Genomic DNA, 23,281 nt, shown 5'->3' with positions numbered 1-23,281 from the left:
AGGCTATGCCTGTGGGCCTCCCCCTTGCGCCAGTCGCCACACCGCCGCCACGTTGCGCGCCGTCACCTGCAGATTGCGATCGGCGCCCGCCAGCGCTTCTTCCAGCGTCACGATGCCATCGAGCACCGAAAACGCCGCGTCGATGCCGTGTTGATGCACCACCTGGTAATCCGGCGTCAGGCTGCCGGCGATGGCGATCACCGGCACGCCGTAGCGCTTGGCCACCCGCGCCACGCCGATCGGCGTTTTGCCGTGGATCGACTGGCTGTCCAGCCGGCCTTCCCCGGTGATCACCAGATCGGCATCGCGCACCGCCTCATCCAGGCGCAGGGTTTCGGTGACGATCTCGATGCCCGGCCGCAAGCGCGCGTTGAGCATGCCGAGCAGCGCCGCCCCCATGCCGCCCGCCGCGCCCGCCCCTGGCTGGGTGAGCACCGCGCGGCCGGTTTCCCGTTCCAGCAGCTCGCCATAGTGATACAGCGCGGCATCGAGCTGCGCCACCATCTCCGGCGTCGCTCCCTTCTGCGGCCCGAACACCGCCGAGGCGCCCTTTTCGCCGCACAGCGGGTTATCGACGTCGCAGGCGGCGGTCACGCTCACCCGTTGCCAACGCGCATCCAGCCCGGCGAGATCGAGATGCGCCAGCTGCGCCAGCGCCGCTCCGCCCGCCGGCAGCGGCCGGCGTGCCTTATCCAGCAACTTCACGCCCAGCGCCTGCATCATCCCGGCACCGCCGTCGTTGGTGGCGCTGCCGCCGATGCCGAGAATGACCGCCTTCACGCCGCGTTCCAGCGCCGCCAGCATCAGTTCGCCGGTGCCGTAACTGGTGGTGATTCGCGGATCGCGCCGGCCGGGCGGCGCCAGGTGCAGCCCTGAGGCGGCGGCCATTTCAATCACCGCGGTTTCGCCGTCGCCCAGCAGGCCATAGAACCCCTGCACCGGCTCCCCCAGCGGCCCGGTGACCGTCACCTGGACGATTTCACCGCCGGTGGCCGCCACCATCGACTCCACCGTGCCTTCGCCGCCGTCCGCCATCGGCAGCTTCACGTAGTGCGCCTGCGGGTAAATTTGGCGGAACCCCCGCTCGATGGCGTCGGCGACGCCGAGCGCGCTCAGGCTCTCTTTGAAAGAATCCGGGGCAATAACCACTTTTTTCAGCGTTTTCATCACTGTTCCTTATCCCGCCAGGTTAAATACGCCAAACATCAGCGCCGAGATTGCCGCAATGGTGAACCCCACCAGCGTTTCGTACGGCAGCAGCTTCAGCCGCTCGTGTACCGCCATATTGACGCTGCCGCCGGTGGCGTGGAAGAAGCTGCCGTGCGGCAGGTGATCCAGCACCGTGGCGCCCGCATGGATCATCGCAGCGCCGGCCAGCCCGCTCACGCCCAGCTCGAGCAGCGTGGAGCTGAACACCCCGGAAGCCACGGCGGTGCCGGCGGTGGTCGACGCGGTCGCCATCGACATCAGCGCGCCGGACAGCGGCGCCAGCAGCCAGGCCGGCAGCCCGGTATGCGTTAAGCCGTTAATCAAGACATCCTTCAGCGCCGAGTTGGCGATAATGCCCGCCAGCGTGCCGGTGCCGAGCAGCATGATTGCCACCGGCGCCATGCGCGACAGGCCGGAGACCATAAACTGATTGCACTGGCGGATGCGCCCCATCAGCAGCGCGCCCGCCAAGCCGCCGGCCGGCAGCGCGATCAGCGGATCGACGGCGATGCCGGCGATCGGCCGCAGCGACAGCAGCAGGATCGCCACCAGCGGCGCGCTGATCGCCGCAGCGAAGCCCGGCCGCGCCCCTTCGGCATGCTGAGTCAGCTCTTCGGCCATCACTTTGCTGCCTTTATCGCTCAGGCGACGCGCTAGCAGATAGGCCACCACAAGGCCGCACAGCCCCGGCACGATGCCGGCCATCATCACCGAGGTGAGCGGCACGTGGAAATTGTCCGCCGCCGCGATGGTGTTCGGGTTGGGCGACATCACGTTGCCGGCCTTGCCGCCGCCGATCATCGCCAGCAGGATCGCCGCGCGCGAAATGCCGGCCTTTTGGGCTATCGACAGCGCGATCGGCGCGACGGTGATCACCGCCACGTCGATAAACACCCCTACCGCCGTCAGGATCAGTGTAGCCACCGCCAGCGCCAGCAGCGCGCGGGTTTCGCCCACCTTGCGCACGATGGTTTCGGCGATGGTGTGCGCCGCGCCGGATTCGATCAGCACCCCGGCCAGCACCCCCGCCGCCAGGATGCGCATCACGGCGTTGGTGATGCCCTGCGCCCCGCCGATCATCAGCGTTACGGTCTGCACCAGATCGGCGCCGCCGCACAGCCCGCCAGCCAGCGCGCCGGCGATCATGCCGTAAGCCGGCGGCACCTTGCGTAGAATCAGGACGATGGCGACGGCTAACGCCACCAGCGCCCCCAGAGTGGATACGGTTGTCATTGTTGTTTTCTCCGTGGTTGATGTGCAGGCCAACATATCCCGCGCGCCCGGCGTTGGCCTGAGGGGAAACAACAAAAAATCGCCGGGGGAACGGCGTGGAATTTGTGGGTTGGCACAACTCAGTCGTGCATCAGCATGCCGATATATAACCGCAGAGCGTCGGTTAATTGGTTGATTTTCATGCCAGTTATCGCTTCGATACGCTGCAGGCGATAGCGCAGGGTATTGACGTGGATATGCAGCTGTGCGGCGGTCTGCGTCTGATCACAATTCTGCGAAAAATAGTGGCGCAGCGTGCCGCGCAGCACGCCTTTTTCGTCCTGTTCGCCCAGCGTCCGCCAGGGGCGACCCAGCTCCTGCGCGCGCCAATCCTCCCCCAGATCGCACAACAGCGACGGCAGCGGGTAGTCGTGGTAGAACAGCGTGGCGTGACGCAGTTTCAGGCGCTGCGCCATCGCCTGAGTGGCGCGCGCCGTCAGGCTGGAACGGTAGGCGCTTTGCGGATCGTCATAAAAACCGCCGACGATCAGCCGCACCCGGAAGCGGTGTTTGAGTTGGTTTTGCAAACGCTGGGCCTGTTGGCGCTCCAGCTTCAGGCTCCATTCGCCCTGCACCATGCAGGCCGGGCGCAGCAGGGTCATTTCATTGAAGCCGGTAATGGCGATCAACGCGTCGCGCTGGGTGGCCTCCAGCTCCGCCAGCAGCTCGCGCAGCAGGTGCGGCTGCGCCTCTTGCAGCTCGACGATCCACACGATGCGCGCCTGGCGCAGATCCAACCCCAAATACGCCGCCATCGCCGCCAGCGACGCGGTGTTCGGCTGGGGCTGCAGCAGCTGGTTCGCCAGCTCTTCCCGGTAGCGTTTTTCCCACTGGTGCTGATCCAGCAGCGCCGCCTGCTCCACCATCATCTCCGCCGCCATCTTCACCAGCTCGGCGTAGGCGCGCACCTCGGCCGGTTCGCCGGAGATGCCGATCACCCCCACCCGCTGGTTGCGAAAGCTGAACGGCAGGTTGATGCCGGGCCGCACGCCCTTCAGATGTTCGGCGGTGGCGCGGTCGATTTCCACCACCCGATTTTCCGCCAGCGCCAGCACGGCGCCTTCATGGCGCTGGAACAGGCGCTGCGGGTTGCCGGAGGCGATGATCACGCCGTTGCTGTCCATCACGTTGACGGAATGGCTGATGATGCCCATCGCCCGCTGGACGATCTGGCGCGCGGTGGCTTCCGCCAGAAGATTGGTTTGTCTGAGCATGCCCGCTCCCTGCTGAGGGTGAAAACGCAGGCTTGTTATACGCTATTTGGCGCGGGCGATTAACGGGCACGTCCGCAACAAGCCGCCGCGATCACAATTTGGCGGGAAAACGGCAAAAAAAAACGCCGGGCCACAGGCCCGGCGTCATGCACAACGTGCTTGCGATCAACCGAGGATGGTCGCCAGCTCTGCGCTCACTTCGGCCACCTTGCGGGTGCCGTCGATTTTGCGGTATTGGGTGTTGCCCGCCGCCGCTTCTTTGCTGTAGTAAGAGATCAGCGGCGCGGTCATCTGATGATATTCCACCAGGCGCTTGCGCACGGTCTCTTCCTGATCGTCCTTGCGCGTGGTCAGCTCTTCGCCGGTCACGTCGTCTTTACCTTCCACCTGCGGCGGGTTGAACTTCACGTGGTATACGCGGCCGGACGGCGCGTGCACACGGCGGCCAACGATGCGGTCAACGATCAGCTCGTCCGGCACGTCGAACTCCAGCACGAAGTCCACGTTGATGCCGGCTTCTTTCATTGCGTCAGCCTGCGGAATGGTGCGTGGGAAACCGTCCAGCAGGAAGCCCTTGCGGCAATCTTCCTGAGCGATGCGCTCTTTGACCAGCGCGATCACCAGCTCATCGGTCACCAGCTTGCCGGCGTCCATGATCTCTTTCGCCTGCTTGCCCAGTTCACTGCCGGCCTTCACGGCTGCGCGCAACATATCACCGGTGGAGATTTGCGGAATGCCGTATTTCTCCATGATGAATTGAGCCTGAGTACCTTTACCAGCGCCCGGAGCGCCCAGCAGAATGATACGCATTGCGTAAATCCCCTTGCTATGTAGTTTTTATAAAATTGCGAAAACGCTCAACGATACCATTTCAGGGGGGGCAGGCTCAAGGCGCGCGAAGGAAATCGATTGCGGAATGTGCAAAAAAGCGGGCAAGCAAAAGGCGAGAAAAAGCGGGGAAAAATCGGCAATGCGCCCCTAACGGTGCCGTTAAGGGCGCATATTTTCAGTTTCAGGCGGACAGCAACTTGTTCATGCGACGGATGAACAGGTTCGGATCTTCCAGCGTGCCGCGTTCAGCCAGCAGCGCCTGATCCAATAACAGGTCGATCCATTCGGCGAAATGTTCGTTATCGCCCACATCGGATGCGCGTTTGACCAGAGCATGCTCCGGATTAAGCTCGAAAATGTACTTCACTTCCGGCGCCTGCTGGCCGGCGGCGGCGAACAGCTTGGCCATCTGGGTGCTCATTTCGTCGGCGTCGGTCACCACGATCGCCGGCGTATCGGTCAGGCGGTGCGTCAGGCGCACATCCTTCACCCGCTCGCCCAGCAGGGTTTTCACGCGTTCGATGAACGGCTCCAGCTGCTTCTCGGCGGCCTTCTGCTCTTCGGTTTCATCCGCCAGTTTATCCAGCGTTTCATCCGCTTTGCTAACCGACTGGAACGGCTTGCCGTCGAATTCGGTCAGATAGCTCATCATCCACTCGTCGATGCGATCGGACAGCAACAGCACTTCGATGCCTTTCTTGCGGAACAGCTCCAGGTGCGGGCTGCTCTTGGCGGCGGCGTAGCTGTCGGCGGTGATGTAGTAAATCTTCTCCTGCCCTTCCGCCATGCGGCCGACGTACTCTTCCAGCGACACGGTCTGCGCCGAGCTGTCGCCGTGAGTGGAGGCAAAGCGCAGCAGCTTGGCGATCGCTTCCTGGTTGCCGTGGTCTTCCGCCGGGCCCTCTTTCAGCACCAGACCGAACTGCTGCCAGAATTTCTGGTAGCCTTCGGCGTCATCTTTGGCCAGCTTATCCAGCATCTGCAGCACGCGCTTGGTCAGCGCGCCGCGCAGGTTTTGCGTCACGCGGCTGTCTTGCAGGATCTCGCGCGACACGTTCAGCGGCAGATCGTTGGAGTCGATCAGGCCGCGCACGAAGCGCAGGTAGTTCGGCATGAACTGCTCGGCGTCGTCCATGATGAACACGCGCTGCACGTACAGCTTCAGACCATGCTTGTGATCGCGGTTCCACATGTCCCACGGCGCCTGCGCCGGGATATACAGCAGGCTGGTGTACTCCTGCTTGCCTTCTACCCGGTTGTGGCTCCAGCTCAGCGGATCGGTGAAGTCGTGGGCGATGTGCTTGTAGAATTCTTTGTACTCTTCGTCGGTCACGTCAGCCTTGCTGCGGGTCCACAGGGCCTGCGCCTTGTTGATCTTCTCCCAGGTGACGGTGTCGTCTTCTTCGTTTTTGCTTTCGATCTCCACCGGCAGGGCGATGTGATCGGAATATTTGCCGATCACCGAGCGCAGGCGCCAGGCGTCGAGGTACTCATCTTCGCCTTCGCGCAGATGCAGGGTGATTTCGGTGCCGCGCGTCTCTTTGGTGATGTCGGCGATGGTGTAGTCGCCTTCGCCGGCAGACTCCCAGAACACGCCTTCGTCATCGGCGGCGCCGGCGGCGCGGGTGCGCACGGTCACTTTGTCCGCCACGATGAACGCCGAGTAGAAACCGACGCCGAACTGGCCGATCAGCTGGCTGTCTTTCGCCTGATCGGAGCCGATGGATTCCAGGAACGCTTTGGTGCCGGACTTGGCGATGGTGCCGAGGTTTTCGATCACTTCTTCGCGGCGCATGCCGATGCCGTTGTCGGCGATGGTCAGGGTGCGCTGCTCTTTATCGAAGGACAAGCGTACGCGCAGCTCGCCGTCGCCGGCGTACAGCTCTGGCGCGGACAGGGCGCGGAAGCGCAGCTTGTCGGCGGCGTCAGAGGCGTTGGAAATCAGCTCGCGCAGGAAAATTTCTTTGTTGGAGTACAGCGAATGGATCATCAAATGAAGCAGCTGTTTTACTTCAGACTGGAACCCGCGGGTTTCTTGACCTTTCATACTCATTGATTACCTCAAAAGACAATGGCTACCAAAATCGAACAATGAGGATCAGATGAGGGTCAGGGTCTTGTTTTTCAAGCGGACGGCGGGAGATTTTTGGCAAAAAAATGACGGGGCCGAACGGCCCCATCCGGGAAAACATCAGAACTTGATGGCGTGACGCCCGGCCAGCGAATGCGACAGCGTGGTGCCGTCGACCATCTCCAGCTCGCCGCCCACCGGCACGCCGTGGGCGATGCGGCTGGCGAGCACGCCATACTGGCCGCACATCTCGGCGATGTAGTTGGCGGTCGCTTCCCCTTCCACCGTCGGGTTGGTGGCGAGGATCACTTCGGTGATGCTCTCCTTTTCCAGCCGTTGCTCCAGGCGATCCAGACCGATATCGCCCGGCCCGATGCCGTCCAGCGGCGACAGATGCCCCATCAGCACAAAGTAGCGCCCGGCGAACTGGCCGGTCTGCTCGATGGCGTGGATATCCGCCGGGCTTTCCACCACGCAAATCTGGCCGTTTTGCTGACGGCGCGGATTGGCGCAGATGGTGCAGACGTCCTGCTCGGTGAAGGTGCGGCAGTCGGCGCAGTGGCCGATTTCCGACATCGCGCGCGTCAACGCCTGCGCCAGGCGCATGCCGCCGCTGCGATCGCGCTGCAGCAGCTGAAACGCCATGCGCTGCGCCGATTTCGGGCCGACGCCCGGCAGGCAGCGCAGCGCCTCCATCAGGGATTCAAGGAGCGGGCTGGTTTGCATCAGAACGGCATCTTGAAGCCAGGCGGCAACTGCATGCCGCTGGAGACGGAGGCCATCTTCTCTTTCTGGGTCTCTTCGATGCGGCGCGCGGCGTCGTTGAACGCGGCGGCGATCAGATCTTCCAGCATCTCTTTGTCGTCTTCCATCAGGCTAGGATCGATCTCCACGCGGCGGCAGTTGTGCGCGCCGTTGATGGTGACCTTCACCAGGCCCGCGCCAGACTCGCCGGTCACTTCCAATTTGGCGACTTCTTCCTGCATCTGCTGCATTTTTTCTTGCATTTGCTGGGCTTGCTTCATCAGGTTGCCCAGACCGCCTTTACCAAACATAGTCGTCTCTCGTCGCTAGGGCCGCGCACCTCGCGCGGCGTTTAAAGGGGGCGAATACTCTCTTCATCCAGATCCGCGTCGAAGAACCGGCACAGCGTCTGAATATGGGTATCCGCAACGATGGACTGGCGCGCCTGCGCCAGCTTTTCTTCATAGATGGCTTGTCGCCATTCCAGCGGGGTGCGCTCCGCCGGATTATCATCCTCTATCACGGTCAGCTCGATCGGGCTGCCGTACAGCTCGCCGAGCGCTTCGGCCAGCGTCTTCTGCGCCGAAGGCGAATTCAGATGACGCTGCGAAGACCGCAGATGGAGGCAAATCTTGCCCGCTTCCGGCTGCTGCTTGAAGGCGTTCAACGCCAGCTGCTGCACCAGTTTCGGGATCTTCAGCCTGTCGATTTCCGCCGCCCAGACGTCGCGCTCCAGCGACTCCACCACCAGCTTGGCGGCCAGCTCCGGCGTTTTCTCGTGCTCCAACGCCGTGCGCAACGCTTTCGGCGTCGCCAGCGGTTCCGGTGCCGCTTCCGGCTCGGTCTGCGCGCGCCAGCGATATGCTTCCGGCTTGGCCGGTTTTTCCGGCACCTTCTTCTCCGCCAGACGCTGCTGGCTACGCTCGGTCACGGAAGCCAAACGCCCCAGCGCCGAGTTTGCCGGCCGCGCTATTCCTGGCGCCGCCGGCTCATTCTTTTTTGGTGTGGATGCTCCCTGCTGCCGCTGCAGCTGGGACCGCGCTTTCAACAGCTGGGCAGTGGCATCCGGTAATGGGGTCGATGATTGCCGCGACGGCGCGGCCGGCTGCCCTAGCGGCGGCGGCGCGTCCTGAAACTGCGGCGGCTGTTGCGATGCGGCGGCCTGCGGCTGCGCCATCGGCGCCGGCGCGGTCTGCACCAACGCCACCGGCTCCGGGATCACCGCTTTCGGGTGAAACGCCAGCGCACGCAGCAGGGTCATCTCAACCCCCATGCGGCGATCCGGCGCATAGGCCAGCTCTTTGCGGCCGACCAACAGCGTCTGGTAGTAAAGTTGCACATCGGCCGGCGGCAGGGTGCGCGCCAGCTCGCGCAGCCGTTGTTCCACGGCGGCGTACTGATTGTCGAGCATCGAAGGCAGCAGTTGCACCATCGCAATGCGGTGCAGCAGCGCCAGCGTCTCCACCAGCAGGTTTTCCCAGTCCACGCCGCGCGAAGCGGCCTGTGCGACCTGCGCCATCATCTTTTCGCCGTCGGCGCTGACCAGCGCTTCGAGGATCGCCAGCGGCTGTTCGTCATCGAGCGTGCCGAGCATCTGGCTGACGGTGGCGGCGGTCACCTGCCCCTGCCCCATGGCGATCGCCTGATCGGTCAGGCTCAGCGCATCGCGCATGCTGCCGTCGGCGGCGCGCGCCAGCAGCTGCAGCGCGCGGGCGTCGCTGGTGATCTGCTCCGCCGTCAGCACCGTTTCCAGCTGCTGGCGAATCTGATCGACGTCCAGCGCCTTGAGGTGGAATTGCAGACAGCGCGAGAGAATGGTCACCGGCAGCTTTTGCGGATCGGTGGTGGCCAACAGGAATTTGACGTGCGGCGGCGGCTCTTCCAGCGTCTTGAGCAACGCGTTGAAGCTGTGGCGCGAGAGCATGTGCACTTCATCGATCAGGTAGACCTTGAAGCGGCCGCGCGCCGGCGCGTACTGAACGTTGTCCAGCAGATCGCGGGTATCTTCAACCTTGGTTCGGGAAGCGGCGTCGATCTCGATCAGATCGACGAAGCGGCCCTGCTCGATCTCGCGGCAGTTGTCGCATTGGCCGCACGGCGTGGCGGTGATGCCGGTTTCACAGTTCAGGCCTTTGGCCAGCAGGCGCGCGATGGTGGTTTTCCCCACGCCGCGCGTGCCCGAGAACAGATAGGCGTGATGGATCCGCCCCAGCGAGAGGCCGTTGGCCAGCGCGGTCAGGACATGTTCCTGGCCGACCACGTCTGCGAACGTTTGAGGGCGCCACTTACGGGCGAGAACCTGATAGCTCATTAATACCGGAGAAGTCGAGGAATCTGGAGGGTCATGCTAACACAGCCCCGCGGCGATCCGCGAGGCCGTTGTGCCCAAGGGGCAATGCCGCATCAATGGCCGGCGAAGTCCACCAGGCAGTAGCAGTCGATGCCCAGCTTGTTCAGACGCGCTTCCCCGCCCAGATCCGGCAGGTTGATGATGAATGCGGCGTCGTTCACTTCACCGCCCAGGCGGCGGATCAGTTTGGTGGTCGCTTCGATGGTGCCGCCGGTCGCCAGCAGATCGTCCACCACCAGCACTTTGTCACCCGCGGTGATGGCGTCGGTGTGGATCTCCAGCTTGTCGGTGCCGTACTCCAGCTCATAGCTTTCGCTGAGCGTGGCGCGCGGCAGTTTGCCCGGTTTGCGCACCGGCACGAAACCGACGCCCAACGCCAGCGCGACGGGCGCGCCGAACAGGAAACCACGCGCTTCGGTACCCACCACCTTGGTCACGCCCGCTTCGCGATAGCGCTCAACCAGCAGCTCGATGCTGGCGGCGTAGGCCAACGGGTTTTCCAGCAGGCTGGTCACGTCGCGGAACAGGATGCCCGGCTTCGGATAATCCGGGATGGTTTTGATACTGTCTTTAATAAACTGAAGCTGCTGCGCAGTAGCGGTCATAATTGTTGCCTGATAAAACTGCCTGAAAACCGGCGCGCCGCTCACCCGCCGCCGCCGGGTGAAACACACCGGAGATGAAATGGCAGGCGATCCGCGCACGAAAACGCCCAAATCTATGCAAACTGGCGGACAAATGCAACTCTCCCCTGCATCTTTCAACCCGCAGCGTTGTTGACTGCACGCATTCCCCCCGGTCACTTACCTAAGTAAGCTCCCGGGGATGCCTGCGTTTGTCGTCTAGCTGCGGCTTGAAAGCTATTGGGGAGTTTAAGGGACAATCAGCGCTGTTTTTGTTGCGGCAGGTCAATAACCGGCAGGCGCAGCATAAAGGTCAGCAAAATGACCAGCATCAGCAGCAACAGCCCGCGCACCCACCAGATTTTCACCAGCCACAGCGAACAGGCGAAGGTGAGCACGATCACCAGCACCGCCTTCCACTTCGCTCCCGGCGGCAGCGCGCGATGCTGTTGCCAGTGGCGCAGGTAGGGGCCGAACCAGGAGCGGTGCAGCAGCCAGTGATGAAAGCGCGGCGAAGAGCGGGCGAAACACCAGGCGGCCAACAGCAGAAACGGCGTGGTCGGCAACAGCGGCAGCACCACGCCCAACGTCGCCAGCACCACCGCCAGCCAGCCCAAAATGATCAATAACCCACGCGTCATGCGGCTCTTCGCTCCTCAATCGGTTGCCGCCTACTGTAGCATCGGCGCCGCGCCGGCGGAATATGCGTGCGGCGCTTGTTTCACGGCAGGATCGCGGGCAAGCTTACGCCTGTTGAAATCAAGAGGGAGCTTATGTGAGCACTCAGCGTCTATTACAGGTGTTGGCACAGCAGATCGCGGCGCTGGCAGCCGAAGTGACCCCGCGCGGCGACGTTCCGATCCCGCAGGCGCGCTTCGACGCCGCCCTGTTCGCCAACCGCGGCACGCGGCTGCGCGACTACCTGGCCGAGGTGGAGAAGAATTTCGCCCAGCTGCAAAGCGCCGCCAACGACAGCCGTACCAGCCAGGTGGCCTTTCTGGCCGAAAAACTGGTGGCTCAGATCGCCGCCCTGCAGCGCGAGCTGGCCACCCAGGCGCTGCGGCGCAAGAACCAGCCGAAAGAAGCCCCCGAGGCCGATCTGTACCACAAGCTGGCCGAGCATCAGGACTACGAACGCCGGCTGATCGCCATGATTCAGGATCGGGAAAGCCTGCTCGGCCGCCAGACCACGCTGGCGGCGCAGCAAAAGCTGCAGCACGAGCTGGCGGCGCTGGAGGGGCGCCTGATGCGCTGCCGCCAGGCGCTGGCGCGCATCGAGCGCAATATCGAGCGCAAAGAAAACGGTTTTTGAAGATTTATCACAATATTTTAATGATTATTCCCGGTTGCGCGCCGGGTTCACTATACTCTGCCGGTACGCGAGTTATTCATTTCATTAATTAAGCGCAGGTGCTATGTCTCTGGAAAACGCCTCACCCGAACTGCAGCTGGCGGTAGACTTGATTTACCTGCTGGAATGCAACGAGATCGATCCGGCCACCGCGCTGGCGGCGCTGGATATCGTCAAACGGGATTATCAGGAAAAACTGCAGCGCGCCGGCGTCACCTCTCCCTATCTGCCTGCCGGACAGTAATCAGGGACAGCGCCGCTGTCCCTTTCGTCTTTCAACGCTCATCAGCCCGCCGTCTGGCCGCCTTCGTCCGGCGAGCTGAGCGCGCAAATAAACAAGGAAAAAAAAGCGTATCGCGGCGGCGATGCGCCGACAAACGTGAGCGGCGCCAGAGAAGGCAGAATCAATCAGCGCTGCATGATTTAGCTTCGGATCGGTTAAGAAGCCTGAAGATTGTCACGGCCACCGGCGGGCAACGAACAACAAAAGCGTTGCAGCTGATGGCCCGTTGCAGCGGAATCAGAAAGTCAGCACTTTTTCCGCCGCCAGCGTCCACTGCGCCAGCTCGACCAACGTACCGATCGCCACGCCGTCCGCCAGCGGCAAGCGGCTGACGCCGCGCGCGTCGGCACAGGTCTTGCACAGCTTGACCGGCACCTGCTGCGCGGTGAGGATCTCCAGCATCTGCTGCAGGTGGTATCCCTCGTGCGGCTGCTGCCCGGCCAGCCCGGCCACCACCGCATCGGACATCAGAAATAGCCGCAGGTCGAGACTGCTCTGCTGCTCTTTCATGGCGATGGCCAACCGCAGCGCATTGAACAAGGATTCATGGCCATAGGCGGCGCCATTGGCGATGAGAACGATGGATGACATGAAATCTCTCCTTATAAAGGAAGGCGGTCGGCATCAGACGTCGCCGCGTCGGGTTTGAGGCGCAAGGTGGGGCAAAACTGCAGCATTTCCAAAAACGCGTCCACCAGCGCTTCGGCTTCGGCCCGCAGATCGAAACTTTCCGGCATAAACAGCCAGTTTTCCATCAGGCCGGTGATATAACCGCGCAGGATGATCGCCGCGCGGCGGGTATGTAAATCGGCGGGTAATTGCCCGTGGTGAATGCAGTTATACAGCACCGCTTCAATGCGTTCGTAGCCGGCGAGGTACAGCACCTTGCGCGAATCCAGCAGCGGCATCATTTCACCGACAAACTCGCATTTGTGGAATATAATTTCCATCAACGCCCGCCTACGGCCGTCTTCAACCGTAGACGTCAGAATGTAAATCAGAATTTCTCGGATAACCCGCAGTGGATTATCGGGAAACTTTGCCTGATACTCTGTTTCGAGCTGGTCAATTTTCGGCTCGGTAGATTCCCAAACTTCATTAAACAGGTCTACCTTATTCTTGAAGTGCCAGTAAATGGCTCCACGCGTAACCCCGGCAGCGGTGGCAATATCTGTCAGTGACGTTGCAGCAACGCCACGTTCAGAGAACTCTCTCACCGCAGCATCAAGGATTTGCTGTCGGGTTTCTTGCGCCTGCTGTTTGGTTTTTCGTGCCATGGCATTGTTATTTAGGGGGAGTGTGATTTACATACATTCGCGAATGTATGTACCATAGCACGCACATATAATTAACGCAGCAATGGGTTTTAAAGCTTGTGATCCATTGATCATTTTGAAATCGGACACTTGAGGTTTTTCTATGAACAAAAACAGAGGGTTAACGCCTCTGGCGGCCGTTCTGATGCTTTCAGGCAGCTTAGTGCTAACAGGATGTAACGATAAAGAAACCCAACAGCAAGGCGCCCAACAACAGGCGCCTGAAGTGGGCGTAGTCACCTTGAAGGCCGAGCCTCTCAACATCACTACCGATCTTCCTGGCCGCACCGCTGCGTATCGTATCGCCGAAGTTCGCCCTCAGGTCAGCGGCATCATCCTGAAGCGCAACTTCGTTGAAGGCAGCGATATCAAGGCCGGGACGTCTCTGTACCAAATCGATCCCGCCACCTATCAAGCCAGCTACGACAGCGCGAAAGGCGATTTGGCCAAAGCACAGGCCAGCGCTTCCATCGCACGCGTGACGGTAAACCGCTACAAGCCATTGCTGGGTACCAGCTACATCAGCAAGCAGGACTACGACAACGCCGTCTCCACCCTGCAGCAGGCGGATGCCGCCGTGGTGGCCGCCAAGGCCGCCGTGGAAACCGCGCGCATCAACCTGGCGTACACCAAGGTGACCTCCCCGATCTCCGGCCGCATCGGCAAGTCCGCCGTGACCGAAGGCGCGCTGGTCAGCAACGGCCAGGCGACCGCCCTGTCCACCGTGCAGCAGCTGGATCCGATGTATGTCGACGTCACCCAGTCGAGCACCGACTTCCTGCGCCTGAAGCAAGAGTTGGCCAGCGGCGCGCTGAAGCAGGAAAACGGCAAGGCTAAAGTGAAACTGCTGCTGGAAAACGGCACCGAATACGCACAGGAAGGCACGCTGGAATTCTCCGACGTCACCGTCGACGAGACCACCGGCTCCATCACCATTCGCGCCCTGTTCCCTAACCCGAACGATACGCTGCTGCCGGGCATGTTCGTGCGCGCCCGTCTGGACGAAGGCGTGCGCAGCGATGCGCTGCTGGTGCCTCAGCAAGGCGTCACCCGCAACCCGCGCGGCGAAGCGACGGCGTTGGTGGTAGGGGCAGACGACAAAGTTGAGCTACGCACGCTGAAGGCGGACCAGGCGATTGGCGACAAATGGCTGGTTACCGATGGCCTGAAAGCCGGCGATCGCGTGATCGTCTCCGGCCTGATGAAAGTGCATCCGGGCGCGCAGGTAAAAGTGCAGGAAGTTGACACTCAGGCGCAAAAACAGCCGCAGTCTGAAGCGCAGAAGTCATAAAAAGGAGCCTGTAATACATGGCTAAGTTCTTTATAGACCGCCCAATTTTCGCCTGGGTAATCGCCATCATCGTCATGTTGGCGGGGGTGCTTGCAATAATGAAACTGCCTATTGCGCAGTATCCCACTATTGCACCGCCGGCGGTGAGTATTTCCGCCAACTACCCGGGCGCAGATGCCAAAACGGTGCAGGATACCGTCACGCAGATTATCGAACAGAACATGAACGGTATCGATAACCTGATGTACATGTCCTCCACCAGTGATTCCTCTGGTAGCGTCACCATTACCCTGACGTTTGAATCCGGCACCGATCCTGACATCGCGCAGGTTCAGGTCCAGAACAAACTGTCGTTGGCCACCCCGTTGCTGCCGCAAGAAGTTCAGCAACAGGGCCTGAAAGTAGAAAAATCCAGCAGCAGCTTCCTGATGGTGGCCGGCTTCGTTTCCGACGATCCGAACATGACTCAGGACGATATTGCGGACTACGTGGCGTCCAACATCAAGGATCCGATCAGCCGTTCGTCCGGCGTGGGTGAAGTGCAGCTGTTCGGTGCCCAGTACGCGATGCGTATCTGGCTGGATCCGAACAAGCTGAACAACTACCAGCTGACGACCACGGACGTGACCTCCGCCATCACCGAGCAGAACAACCAGATCGCCGCAGGCCAGCTGGGCGGCCTGCCGCCGGTGCCGGGGCAGCAGTTGAACGCCTCGATCATCGCGCAGACCCGTCTGACTTCGCCGGAAGAGTTTGGCAAGATCCTGCTGAAGGTGAATACCGACGGTTCCCAGGTACGCCTGCGCGACGTCGCTCACATCGAGCGCGGCGCGGAAAGCTATGCCGTTACCGCTCGCTACAACGGTAAGCCTGCCGCCGGTCTGGGTATCAAACTGGCAACCGGCGCCAACGCCTTGAACACCGCCAAAGGTGTGAAAGACGAGCTGGCCAAGATGACGCCATTCTTCCCGCAAGGGATGAAAGTGGTTTATCCGTACGACACCACCCCGTTCGTTAAGATCTCCATCAACGAAGTGGTGAAAACGCTGATCGAAGCCATCATCCTGGTATTCCTGGTGATGTATCTGTTCCTGCAGAACTTCCGCGCGACGCTGATCCCAACCATCGCGGTGCCGGTGGTGCTGCTGGGGACCTTTGCGATACTCGCGGCGTTCGGCTTCTCGATAAACACCCTGACGATGTTCGGCATGGTGTTGGCGATCGGCCTGCTGGTGGATGACGCCATCGTGGTGGTGGAAAACGTCGAGCGCGTCATGGCCGAAGAGGGGCTGCCGCCGAAAGAAGCCACCCGTAAATCGATGGGCCAGATTCAGGGCGCGCTGGTGGGTATCGCCATGGTGCTGTCGGCGGTATTCGTGCCGATGGCGTTCTTCGGCGGTTCAACCGGCGCCATCTATCGCCAGTTCTCGATCACCATCGTGTCCGCGATGGCGCTGTCGGTGCTGGTGGCCTTGATCCTGACGCCGGCGCTGTGCGCCACCATGCTCAAACCGATCCCGAAAGGCGATCACGGGGTTAAAACAGGCTTCTTCGGCTGGTTTAACCGCATGTTCGAGAAAAGCACGCATCACTATACCGACAGCGTGGGCAACATCCTGCGCAGCACCGGCCGCTATCTGATCATCTACCTGCTGATCGTGGTTGGCATGGGCCTGCTGTTCCTGCGCCTGCCTTCCTCGTTCCTGCCGGACGAAGATCAGGGCATCCTGTTGACCATGGTGCAGCTGCCTGCCGGCGCCACCGAGTCCCGCACCAACAAAGTGCTGGAAGAAGTCTCCGACTACTTCCTGAACAAGGAAAAGGACAACGTGGTTTCGGTGTTTACCGTCGCGGGCTTCGGCTTCAACGGTAACGGCCAGAACAACGGCCTGGCATTCGTCAGCCTGAAAGACTGGGGCGAGCGTCCAGGGAGCGAGAACAAGGTCGAAGCGATCGCGGGTCGCGCCATGGGCGCATTCTCGCAGATTAAAGAAGGCCTGGTATTCCCGTTCAACCTGCCGGCGATCATCGAACTCGGTACCGCCACCGGCTTCGACTTCGAGCTGATTGACCAGGGCGGCCTGGGGCACGAGAAATTGACCGAAGCGCGTAACCAGCTGTTGGGCATGGTTGCTCAACATCCGGACGTGCTGGTGGGCGTGCGCCCGAACGGCCTGGAAGATACGCCGCAGTTCAAACTGATCGTCGATCAGGAGAAAGCCAAGGCGCTGGGCGTCAGCATCACCACCATCAACAGCACGCTGAGCACCGCGCTGGGCGGCTCGTACGTCAACGACTTCATCGACCGCGGTCGTGTGAAGAAGGTATACGTACAGGCCGACGCGCCGTTCCGTATGCTGCCGGAAGACATCAACAAGTGGTACGTGCGCGGCACGAGCGGCCAGATGGTGCCATTCTCCGCCTTCTCTTCGGCGAAATGGGAATACGGCTCACCGCGCCTGGAACGCTATAACGGCTTGCCGTCGATGGAAATTCTGGGCCAGGCCGCACCGGGCAAGAGTACCGGTGAAGCGATGAACCTGATGGAACAGTTGGCGTCCAAACTGCCAAGCGGCATCGGTTACGACTGGACCGGCATGTCCTATCAGGAACGTCTGTCGGGCAACCAGGCGCCGGCGCTGTACGCCATCTCGATTCTGGTGGTGTTCCTGTGTCTGGCGGCGCTGTATGAAAGCTGGTCCGTGCCGTTCTCGGTCATGCTGGTATTGCCGCTGGGGGTTATCGGTGCGTTGCTGGCCGCGACGATGCGCGGCATGAACAACGACGTGTACTTCCAGGTGGGGCTGCTGACCACCATCGGTCTATCGGCGAAGAACGCCATCCTGATCGTGGAATTCGCCAAGGATCTGATGGAAAAAGAAGGCAAAGGCCTGATCGAAGCGACGTTGGAAGCGGTGCGTATGCGTCTGCGTCCAATCCTGATGACGTCTCTGGCCTTCATCCTCGGGGTTCTGCCGCTGGTTATCAGCAGCGGTGCGGGCTCCGGCGCACAGAACGCGGTAGGTACCGGCGTAATGGGCGGGATGATCACCGCCACCGTCTTGGCGATCTTCTTCGTACCGGTGTTCTTCGTGGTGGTTCGCCGCCGCTTCAGCAAGAAGAACGAGGACCTGGAACACAGCCATCCGGTAGAGCACCACTGATCGCTCAGTGATATGAGCTCCACCCGATAATCGAAAAGGCCGCGCATGCGGCCTTTTTCTTTTGCTTCAGTTGCTTAATGCAAACCGTTCTCATTAATTCACTCGTGGGCGCAATTTACGCTTGATCGCGACGCCGGGTCGGCGCATAATTATTGTTATAGTATAACATTACACGAGAGAGCCATTATGAAACCCGGCATCCATCCCGATTACCGCACCGTGGTCTTCCACGACGTCAGCGCCAACGCCTACTTTAAAGTGGGATCGACCATCAAAACCGATCGCACCATCGAGCTGGACGGCGAAAGCTGGCCGTATGTCACCCTCGACGTCTCTTCCGCTTCGCATCCGTACTACACCGGCAAGCAGAAAGACTATTCCAAAGAAGGCAGCACGGCGCGCTTCCAGCAGCGCTTTGGCCGCTTTATCGGCAATAAGTAACAAGGAAATCCCATGCAGGTATTGAGTTCATTGCGTTCGGCGAAAAATCGCCACCCGGATTGCAAAGTCGTGCGTCGTCGTGGCCGCATCTATGTGATCTGTAAAAGCAATCCGCGATTCAAAGCGGTACAGGGACGTAAGAAAAAGCGTTAACTCCCCAGTGTCATCTGTCGCAAAGCCCCGTTGCTGCTCAACGGGGCTTTTTTTATGGCGAGAAAGTGCCTGCAAGCTGTCCCCCGCCGGCAGGCGGGGGCAGAGGTTACTTCATGCTACTCAGCAGCGCGTCGACATTGTGTTTGAACGCCTGTTCATAGGTGGCCGCCGGGCCGCCCGTACGGGAGAGCGCTTCAGGGTACAGCTCGCCGCCCGCCTTGGCGCCGGTGGCGGCGGCAATCTGTTTCACCAACCGCGGATCGGTCTGATTCTCGATAAAGTAAGCGTTGACCTTTTCCTGTTTGATCTGCTTGATCAGGCCGGCCACGTCGCTGGCGCTGGCTTCGGCCTCGGTGGAAAATCCGACCGGGGCAAGGAAAGTGACGCCATACTCTTGCCCAAAGTAACCAAAAGCATCATGGCTGGTCAGCACTTTACGTTTCTGTGGCGGCACTGCGGCGAACTGGGTTTTGGCCCACAGGTCCAGCTTTTGCAGTTGCTGAACGTATTCGGCCCCGCGCTGGCGAAAATAGTTGGCATCCTCGGGATCGGCGGCAATCAGGGCGTTCATCACGTTGGTGGCGTACTGCACGCCGTTTTTCATGCTGTTCCAGGCGTGAGGATCGGTAATCGCTTTGCCGTCCTCCTCCATCTGGCGGGTGCTGATGCCCTGTGAAGCTGTGATCACCTGCCCTTTATAACCCGAAGCGCTGACCAGGCGATCGATCCACCCTTCCAGCCCCAGTCCGCTGACGAATACCACATCAGCCTGAGCCAACTTTTTGCCGTCCTGCGGCGAAGGCTCGAAACTGTGCGGATCGCCATCCGGCCCCACCAGCGTGCTGACCTTGACGTGATCGCCTCCCACCTGTTTGACGATATCCCCCAGAATGGAAAAGCTGGCGACGGCGTCGACGGTCTTCGCCATCGCCAATGGGCTGGCCAGCAGCGCAGCGACCGCCAGCGATATAGGTAAACGTTTCATACTTTCTCCTTGCAAATGGCACTTCTCAACGGCGCGCGAAGGCGTAAATGCCTCCACGCGTTCCAAACAGGATCGAGACGAAAAAGATGACGCTGGCGCTGAGCACGATCGCCGGGCCGGCGGGCAGCGAAGCGTAATAGGACCACACCAACCCAATCAGGCTGGAAAGCGCGCCGATGCCCATCGCCGTCGCCAGCGTCTGCGGCAGATTGCGCGCCCAGAAGCGCGCGCTGGCGGCGGGCAGCATCATCAGCCCCACCGACATCAGAGTGCCGAGGATCTGGAATCCCGCCACCAGATTGACCACCACCAGCGCCAGAAACAGGCCGTGGATCAGCGCCAACCGGCGCGGCGCGTTGACGCGCAGGAACGTGACGTCGAAGGACTCGATCACCAATGCACGGTACAGCGCCGCCAGCGCCAGCAGCGAAACCGAGGCGATCGCTCCGACCATCAGCATCGCCTGCGCATCCACCGCCAGGATCGAACCGAACAGCACGTGCAGCAGATCCACGCTGGAGCCGCGCAGCGAGACCAGCGTGACCCCCAGCGCCAGTGAGCCCAGATAGAACCCGGCGAAACTGGCGTCCTCTTTCAGCGGCGTGCGGCGGCTCACCAGGCCGGACAGCATCGCCACCGCCAGCCCGGCGATAAAGCCGCCCACCCCCATCGCCACCAGCGACATACCGGAGATCAGATAGCCGATCGCCGCGCCCGGCAACACCGCGTGGGACAAGGCATCCCCCACCAGGCTCATGCGGCGCAGCAGCAAAAACACGCCCAGCGGGGCGGCGCTGAGCGACAACGCCAGGCACGCCATGAGCGCGCGGCGCATAAAACCGAAAGAGAGGAAAGGATCGATAAGCCCATGCCACAGCATCATGGCGCCACCGCCCGCAGATCCGGCTGCCGTTCGGCGGCGTGATACCTCGGCACCTGTTCCAATACCCGCTCGGCCGCGCCCCAGTGGCAAGCCTGCGGCGTCAGCAACAGCACCTGTGGAAAATGCTCGGCGACCATCGACATATCGTGCAGCACGGCGATCACCGTTTTCCCCTGCCGGTGCAGTTGCGCGATCGCCTGCAGCAGGATCTGCGTGGTGGCGCTGTCGATGCCGGTGAAAGGTTCATCCAGCAAAATCAGCGGCGCCGGTTGAACCAGCAGGCGCGCAAACAGCACCCGCTGCAGCTGGCCGCCGGACAGTTCGCCCACCGGGCTGCGCGCCAGCGCGCTCATGCCAACGTTCGCCAGCGCCTCATTGACCTGGCTTGCCGCACGCCTGTTCATGCCGCCGAACATGCCGCTTTGCGGCCAACAGCCCATCGCCACCAGATCGCTTACCGCGATCGGGAATTGCCGATCCAGCTCGGCCTGCTGCGGTAGATAAGCCCTGCGCGGTGGCTTGCCGCCGCTAAAACTCAGACTGCCGCCCAGCGGCGGCAACAATCCGGCGAGCGTTTTCAGCAACGTCGATTTCCCGGCCCCGTTGACGCCCACCACCGCGGTTAACGAACCGGCGCTGAACTGCCCGCTCAGCGGCGGGAAAAGCGGCGTGACGCCATAGCCTATCGCCAGTTGGCGCAAGGAGATCATGGCAGCGATACCGCCCAGAAGATGCCGAGCCACAGCAGGGCCAGCAGCGCAACGGCCCCCGCACAGCGCGCGGCGGCGGAGGTGGTAAACAACGAATTCAGTGACGGCGCGGCGTCATGTTGTGAAGAGGGAGTCAATGTGGTGACCAAAATGATGGGTTAATAGTTATAATATAACATCACACCAACTACCACATCTCAAGCTATGGCGCGACAATAATGCAACGGAACGTAACAGTCCTTCGCGCAGCGGCGCTTCCCCCCGCAGCCTCCTTATCAAATCCAGGGATATTCCCATTCGGTTGAAATGTTGGCATAAGGTAAAGAACAGCGGTAAATCGAAAAATTTACCGGCGTGAGTGAAAAAGGAGTAAGATAAGCAGATAACATTGCTGTTGGCCGAGATTAATGCTTGTTACCCTTGCCTGTAACCTGGACGTCAACGCACTTTCTGTTAAAAAATTAAAGAAAGTGATTAATGACAATATAGCGGAGTTAGTGCCGGCGCTGACCAGCGGACTGAGTTTTTATTCTGAAAGCGCACGCTATGCCGAAGATTCATTAGAAATACTTGATATAGTACGACAAGGTGACGGCGATTATTCAATGAGTTATCGCTATAAGTGGGGCATTTTTAATGCCTGTCTGGATATCAACTGCGAAGATATCATCAACGACAGCGTACGGTTCCGAGTGACGGAGCGGGGTTTAATCTTCGACATCATTGATAACTCACGGCCATCAACTGCGGATGAATTGTAAGTTTACGTAATAACTGCAGGCCAAACGCGAAAAAATGATTTATATTCATTTTACGGGAAGTTTATTTAACCACCGTTAAGCTGCCTCCGTCCATGATGTAAATCAGCTTACTCACATAGTGTTATCACACCGCAATTAAGACTTACGGAGGGGATGATATGGATGAGTATTCGCCTAAGCGACACGACATTGCTCAGCTCAAATTCTTGTGCGAAAATTTGTATGATGAAGGTATCGCTACCCTGGGAGACAGTCACCATGGGTGGGTCAACGATCCGACGTCCTCCGTCAACCTGCAGCTTAATGAGTTGATCGAACATATCGCTTCGTTTGTGATGAGTTATAAAATTAAATACATGGACGAATCAGACCTGTCGGAGTTAGTCGAAGAATATCTCGACGATACCTATACGCTGTTCAGCAGCTACGGTATCAATGATTCCGACCTGCGCCGCTGGCAAAAAACCAAGGCGAGATTATTCAGAATGTTCTCAGGAGAGGACATCTGTACGACAATGAAAACTTAGGGGATAATTATTCCCGAGCTATTTTACGGTTATTAAACTAAAGGCCACCATGACTAAAACCGACTATCTGATGCGTTTACGTAAATGCACCACGATTGATACTCTCGAACGTGTTATTGAGAAAAATAAGTACGAGCTTTCCGATGATGAACTGGAGCTGTTTTACTCAGCGGCCGATCACCGTCTGGCGGAGCTCACCATGAACAAACTGTATGACAAAATCCCCACCTCCGTTTGGAAATATGTCAGATAATCATCCCCCAACGCGTTGAGCCGATGCTTTTATCGGCTTCAATGTTCAAACTGAATACGTATTTTTCCTATTGACAATGAAATGTTAATTACGTTCATTTTTATCGTTAATAATAAATAGAAACAATTCTCTGTTCCTGTCCGGGGTATTACGCCTTAACGCGATTAACGCGTGCTGTCTCTCGCACTCCCTGCTTATCGGCCACACGCGTCACGGTCATGCCGTCGCTCTTTCCTATTACCTTCGCGGCCACGCCGCCGCACTGCCTCGCCGGGCGGCGTGATCGCCCCGTAAAATCAGAGCATGCGGCGCAAAATCGCCTGCCCGGCGAAGCAGTGGTGTTTAATCACCGCCGCTATGTGCAGCACGATCATGGCCGACAGCGCGATGCACGAATAACGGTGCACGGCGAAAAAGAAGCGGTTAACGTCGAGATTTGCTATCGGGCGAGGGAAGTCGATCGCGCCGAAAACGGCAAAGCCGTGCTCCAGCATAAGGAATCCACTGAGCAGCACCACGAAAATCAGCAGGTAGAATATTTCGTGCAGCAAATGCACCAATCCCTTCTCGTGCCCTTGCAGCATATCGCCATAGGGCACCTTAGGCCGGAAAAAACGCCAGATAAAGCGCGCCGCCATCAGCGGTGTCAGCACCAAGGCCAGCGACATATTGGTCACGGAGAAAAAGGCGAAGATGCGTGCATCCGTCATAAAATGCAGTGAATAACCAACGATCATTACGTAGATCATCACGGCGGCAATGCCCCAATGCAGTAACCGACTGAAAAGATCGTAACGGGCAGGTTCGTGTGACATAAAACTCCTTTAAAAGCGGCCATCGCTGGCCGCT

25 protein-coding genes and 1 other annotated feature are annotated in these 23,281 nt (G+C 60.1%); of the genes, 9 read left to right on the top strand and 16 right to left on the bottom strand.

The features are described 5' to 3' along the window. Positions 1–3: 3 nt before the first annotated feature. From ACJ8HH_RS01145 to ACJ8HH_RS01100, 10 genes are all read right to left on the bottom strand, one after another. Positions 4–1,167: a glycerate kinase gene (locus ACJ8HH_RS01145; RefSeq protein ID WP_048321319.1), complete on the bottom strand. Its 1,164-nt coding sequence runs from the start codon at positions 1,165–1,167 to the stop codon at positions 4–6. A 9-nt stretch (positions 1,168–1,176) separates the two neighbouring features. Then, positions 1,177–2,442: a GntP family permease gene (locus ACJ8HH_RS01140; protein ID WP_015376868.1), complete on the bottom strand. Its 1,266-nt coding sequence runs from the start codon at positions 2,440–2,442 to the stop codon at positions 1,177–1,179. 119 nt (positions 2,443–2,561) lie between these two features. Next, complete coding sequence (locus ACJ8HH_RS01135) at positions 2,562–3,695, bottom strand: sugar diacid recognition domain-containing protein (protein WP_039566980.1); 1,134 nt, start codon at positions 3,693–3,695, stop codon at positions 2,562–2,564. A 165-nt stretch (positions 3,696–3,860) separates the two neighbouring features. After that, the gene (gene adk, locus ACJ8HH_RS01130) at positions 3,861–4,505 is read right to left on the bottom strand and encodes an adenylate kinase (protein WP_004940261.1); all 645 of its coding nucleotides are present in this window, start codon (positions 4,503–4,505) and stop codon (positions 3,861–3,863) included. A gap of 202 nt (positions 4,506–4,707) precedes the next feature. Continuing rightward, complete coding sequence (htpG, locus tag ACJ8HH_RS01125) at positions 4,708–6,573, bottom strand: molecular chaperone HtpG (RefSeq protein ID WP_033637352.1); 1,866 nt, start codon at positions 6,571–6,573, stop codon at positions 4,708–4,710. Positions 6,574–6,717: 144 nt separating this feature from the next. After that, complete coding sequence (recR, locus tag ACJ8HH_RS01120; RefSeq protein WP_004940263.1) at positions 6,718–7,323, bottom strand: recombination mediator RecR; 606 nt, start codon at positions 7,321–7,323, stop codon at positions 6,718–6,720. Next, positions 7,323–7,652 carry a YbaB/EbfC family nucleoid-associated protein gene (locus tag ACJ8HH_RS01115; protein WP_004940264.1) on the bottom strand — a complete coding sequence of 110 codons (330 nt, stop codon included), beginning with the start codon at positions 7,650–7,652 and terminating at the stop codon, positions 7,323–7,325. Before ACJ8HH_RS01115 ends, recR begins: the two co-directional genes overlap by 1 nt. A 41-nt stretch (positions 7,653–7,693) precedes the next feature. Further along, entirely contained in the window at positions 7,694–9,652 is a 1,959-nt protein-coding gene (gene dnaX / locus ACJ8HH_RS01110; RefSeq protein ID WP_060418275.1) for a DNA polymerase III subunit gamma/tau, read from the bottom strand. Further along, positions 8,297–8,361: a sequence feature (DnaX frameshifting element), on the bottom strand. It overlaps the preceding gene by 65 nt. A gap of 92 nt (positions 9,653–9,744) precedes the next feature. Then, positions 9,745–10,296 (bottom strand): adenine phosphoribosyltransferase, encoded by a 552-nt coding sequence (gene apt / locus ACJ8HH_RS01105; RefSeq protein ID WP_015376864.1) that lies wholly within the window; start codon positions 10,294–10,296, stop codon positions 9,745–9,747. A 278-nt stretch (positions 10,297–10,574) separates the two neighbouring features. Continuing rightward, complete coding sequence (locus tag ACJ8HH_RS01100; RefSeq protein WP_041033683.1) at positions 10,575–10,955, bottom strand: DUF454 family protein; 381 nt, start codon at positions 10,953–10,955, stop codon at positions 10,575–10,577. A 134-nt stretch (positions 10,956–11,089) separates the two neighbouring features. Here ACJ8HH_RS01100 and priC point away from each other — a divergent pair, with 134 nt between their 5' ends. Next, a complete protein-coding gene (gene priC / locus ACJ8HH_RS01095) occupies positions 11,090–11,626 on the top strand; it encodes a primosomal replication protein PriC (protein WP_033653242.1) in 537 nt (178 codons plus the stop codon). 103 nt (positions 11,627–11,729) lie between these two features. Beyond that, complete coding sequence (gene rsmS, locus ACJ8HH_RS01090) at positions 11,730–11,909, top strand: pleiotropic regulatory protein RsmS (RefSeq protein ID WP_016928837.1); 180 nt, start codon at positions 11,730–11,732, stop codon at positions 11,907–11,909. Positions 11,910–12,185: 276 nt separating this feature from the next. Here rsmS and ACJ8HH_RS01085 read toward each other — a convergent pair whose 3' ends face one another. Further along, entirely contained in the window at positions 12,186–12,539 is a 354-nt protein-coding gene (locus ACJ8HH_RS01085) for a DsrE/DsrF/TusD sulfur relay family protein (protein ID WP_033647269.1), read from the bottom strand. A gap of 11 nt (positions 12,540–12,550) precedes the next feature. Beyond that, positions 12,551–13,225 (bottom strand): multidrug efflux transporter transcriptional repressor AcrR, encoded by a 675-nt coding sequence (acrR, locus tag ACJ8HH_RS01080; protein WP_033637348.1) that lies wholly within the window; start codon positions 13,223–13,225, stop codon positions 12,551–12,553. A 142-nt stretch (positions 13,226–13,367) separates the two neighbouring features. Here acrR and sdeX point away from each other — a divergent pair, with 142 nt between their 5' ends. The 4 genes from sdeX (at position 13,368) to ykgO (ending at position 18,313) form a co-directional block, all read left to right on the top strand. Next, a complete protein-coding gene (gene sdeX / locus ACJ8HH_RS01075; RefSeq protein ID WP_033637347.1) occupies positions 13,368–14,555 on the top strand; it encodes a multidrug efflux RND transporter periplasmic adaptor subunit SdeX in 1,188 nt (395 codons plus the stop codon). Positions 14,556–14,572: 17 nt separating this feature from the next. Continuing rightward, positions 14,573–17,719 (top strand): multidrug efflux RND transporter permease subunit SdeY, encoded by a 3,147-nt coding sequence (gene sdeY / locus ACJ8HH_RS01070; protein ID WP_033637346.1) that lies wholly within the window; start codon positions 14,573–14,575, stop codon positions 17,717–17,719. 186 nt (positions 17,720–17,905) lie between these two features. Beyond that, entirely contained in the window at positions 17,906–18,160 is a 255-nt protein-coding gene (locus tag ACJ8HH_RS01065) for a type B 50S ribosomal protein L31 (protein WP_004940303.1), read from the top strand. A 12-nt stretch (positions 18,161–18,172) separates the two neighbouring features. Next, complete coding sequence (gene ykgO / locus ACJ8HH_RS01060; RefSeq protein WP_004940304.1) at positions 18,173–18,313, top strand: type B 50S ribosomal protein L36; 141 nt, start codon at positions 18,173–18,175, stop codon at positions 18,311–18,313. Between the two features lie 106 nt (positions 18,314–18,419). Here the strand turns inward: ykgO and ACJ8HH_RS01055 are convergent, their stop codons facing one another. From ACJ8HH_RS01055 to ACJ8HH_RS01045, 3 genes are read right to left on the bottom strand one after another with little or no spacing between them, the layout of a single operon-like run. Further along, positions 18,420–19,298: a metal ABC transporter substrate-binding protein gene (locus ACJ8HH_RS01055; RefSeq protein WP_060451906.1), complete on the bottom strand. Its 879-nt coding sequence runs from the start codon at positions 19,296–19,298 to the stop codon at positions 18,420–18,422. Positions 19,299–19,323: 25 nt separating this feature from the next. Then, a complete protein-coding gene (locus ACJ8HH_RS01050) occupies positions 19,324–20,181 on the bottom strand; it encodes a metal ABC transporter permease (protein ID WP_033637343.1) in 858 nt (285 codons plus the stop codon). Continuing rightward, a complete protein-coding gene (locus ACJ8HH_RS01045; protein ID WP_033647273.1) occupies positions 20,178–20,891 on the bottom strand; it encodes a metal ABC transporter ATP-binding protein in 714 nt (237 codons plus the stop codon). The genes ACJ8HH_RS01050 and ACJ8HH_RS01045 overlap by 4 nt, the downstream gene beginning before the upstream one ends. 407 nt (positions 20,892–21,298) lie before the next feature. Here ACJ8HH_RS01045 and ACJ8HH_RS01040 point away from each other — a divergent pair, with 407 nt between their 5' ends. The 3 genes from ACJ8HH_RS01040 to ACJ8HH_RS01030 all read left to right on the top strand — a co-directional run bounded on the left by ACJ8HH_RS01040 (position 21,299) and on the right by ACJ8HH_RS01030 (position 22,432). Then, the gene (locus ACJ8HH_RS01040) at positions 21,299–21,652 is read left to right on the top strand and encodes a hypothetical protein (protein ID WP_060451907.1); all 354 of its coding nucleotides are present in this window, start codon (positions 21,299–21,301) and stop codon (positions 21,650–21,652) included. Positions 21,653–21,810: 158 nt separating this feature from the next. After that, complete coding sequence (gene tomB / locus ACJ8HH_RS01035) at positions 21,811–22,179, top strand: Hha toxicity modulator TomB (RefSeq protein ID WP_004940312.1); 369 nt, start codon at positions 21,811–21,813, stop codon at positions 22,177–22,179. A gap of 49 nt (positions 22,180–22,228) precedes the next feature. Beyond that, the gene (locus tag ACJ8HH_RS01030) at positions 22,229–22,432 is read left to right on the top strand and encodes an HHA domain-containing protein (RefSeq protein WP_004940313.1); all 204 of its coding nucleotides are present in this window, start codon (positions 22,229–22,231) and stop codon (positions 22,430–22,432) included. Positions 22,433–22,728: 296 nt separating this feature from the next. On the opposite strand, the gene ACJ8HH_RS01025 is transcribed toward ACJ8HH_RS01030, so the two are convergent. After that, on the bottom strand, positions 22,729–23,247 hold the full coding sequence (locus ACJ8HH_RS01025) for a cytochrome b (protein ID WP_043146740.1): 519 nt from the start codon (positions 23,245–23,247) through the stop codon (positions 22,729–22,731). Positions 23,248–23,281: the final 34 nt, after the last annotated feature.

Origin of the sequence: Serratia sp. CY32780 (genome assembly GCF_052169135.1) — a bacterium.
GTDB lineage: Bacteria > Pseudomonadota > Gammaproteobacteria > Enterobacterales > Enterobacteriaceae > Serratia > Serratia sarumanii.
This window is presented reverse-complemented; position numbering and strand designations above follow the sequence as displayed.

What these genes read in the sequence shown, in the direction of transcription:
- ACJ8HH_RS01030 (WP_004940313.1), top strand. Translation starts at nt 22,229, where the DNA reads ATGACTAAAACCGACTATCTGATGCGTTTACGTAAATGCACCACGATT.
- ACJ8HH_RS01140 (WP_015376868.1), bottom strand. Translation starts at nt 2,442, where the DNA reads ATGACAACCGTATCCACTCTGGGGGCGCTGGTGGCGTTAGCCGTCGCC.
- adk (WP_004940261.1), bottom strand. Translation starts at nt 4,505, where the DNA reads ATGCGTATCATTCTGCTGGGCGCTCCGGGCGCTGGTAAAGGTACTCAG.
- ACJ8HH_RS01065 (WP_004940303.1), top strand. Translation starts at nt 17,906, where the DNA reads ATGAAACCCGGCATCCATCCCGATTACCGCACCGTGGTCTTCCACGAC.
- ACJ8HH_RS01085 (WP_033647269.1), bottom strand. Translation starts at nt 12,539, where the DNA reads ATGTCATCCATCGTTCTCATCGCCAATGGCGCCGCCTATGGCCATGAA.
- htpG (WP_033637352.1), bottom strand. Translation starts at nt 6,573, where the DNA reads ATGAAAGGTCAAGAAACCCGCGGGTTCCAGTCTGAAGTAAAACAGCTG.
- ACJ8HH_RS01045 (WP_033647273.1), bottom strand. Translation starts at nt 20,891, where the DNA reads ATGATCTCCTTGCGCCAACTGGCGATAGGCTATGGCGTCACGCCGCTT.
- rsmS (WP_016928837.1), top strand. Translation starts at nt 11,730, where the DNA reads ATGTCTCTGGAAAACGCCTCACCCGAACTGCAGCTGGCGGTAGACTTG.
- tomB (WP_004940312.1), top strand. Translation starts at nt 21,811, where the DNA reads ATGGATGAGTATTCGCCTAAGCGACACGACATTGCTCAGCTCAAATTC.
- ACJ8HH_RS01025 (WP_043146740.1), bottom strand. Translation starts at nt 23,247, where the DNA reads ATGTCACACGAACCTGCCCGTTACGATCTTTTCAGTCGGTTACTGCAT.
- ACJ8HH_RS01145 (WP_048321319.1), bottom strand. Translation starts at nt 1,167, where the DNA reads ATGAAAACGCTGAAAAAAGTGGTTATTGCCCCGGATTCTTTCAAAGAG.
- ACJ8HH_RS01115 (WP_004940264.1), bottom strand. Translation starts at nt 7,652, where the DNA reads ATGTTTGGTAAAGGCGGTCTGGGCAACCTGATGAAGCAAGCCCAGCAA.
- dnaX (WP_060418275.1), bottom strand. Translation starts at nt 9,652, where the DNA reads ATGAGCTATCAGGTTCTCGCCCGTAAGTGGCGCCCTCAAACGTTCGCA.
- ACJ8HH_RS01100 (WP_041033683.1), bottom strand. Translation starts at nt 10,955, where the DNA reads ATGACGCGTGGGTTATTGATCATTTTGGGCTGGCTGGCGGTGGTGCTG.
- apt (WP_015376864.1), bottom strand. Translation starts at nt 10,296, where the DNA reads ATGACCGCTACTGCGCAGCAGCTTCAGTTTATTAAAGACAGTATCAAA.
- sdeX (WP_033637347.1), top strand. Translation starts at nt 13,368, where the DNA reads ATGAACAAAAACAGAGGGTTAACGCCTCTGGCGGCCGTTCTGATGCTT.
- ACJ8HH_RS01135 (WP_039566980.1), bottom strand. Translation starts at nt 3,695, where the DNA reads ATGCTCAGACAAACCAATCTTCTGGCGGAAGCCACCGCGCGCCAGATC.
- ykgO (WP_004940304.1), top strand. Translation starts at nt 18,173, where the DNA reads ATGCAGGTATTGAGTTCATTGCGTTCGGCGAAAAATCGCCACCCGGAT.
- recR (WP_004940263.1), bottom strand. Translation starts at nt 7,323, where the DNA reads ATGCAAACCAGCCCGCTCCTTGAATCCCTGATGGAGGCGCTGCGCTGC.
- ACJ8HH_RS01055 (WP_060451906.1), bottom strand. Translation starts at nt 19,298, where the DNA reads ATGAAACGTTTACCTATATCGCTGGCGGTCGCTGCGCTGCTGGCCAGC.
- ACJ8HH_RS01040 (WP_060451907.1), top strand. Translation starts at nt 21,299, where the DNA reads ATGCTTGTTACCCTTGCCTGTAACCTGGACGTCAACGCACTTTCTGTT.
- ACJ8HH_RS01050 (WP_033637343.1), bottom strand. Translation starts at nt 20,181, where the DNA reads ATGATGCTGTGGCATGGGCTTATCGATCCTTTCCTCTCTTTCGGTTTT.
- sdeY (WP_033637346.1), top strand. Translation starts at nt 14,573, where the DNA reads ATGGCTAAGTTCTTTATAGACCGCCCAATTTTCGCCTGGGTAATCGCC.
- acrR (WP_033637348.1), bottom strand. Translation starts at nt 13,225, where the DNA reads ATGGCACGAAAAACCAAACAGCAGGCGCAAGAAACCCGACAGCAAATC.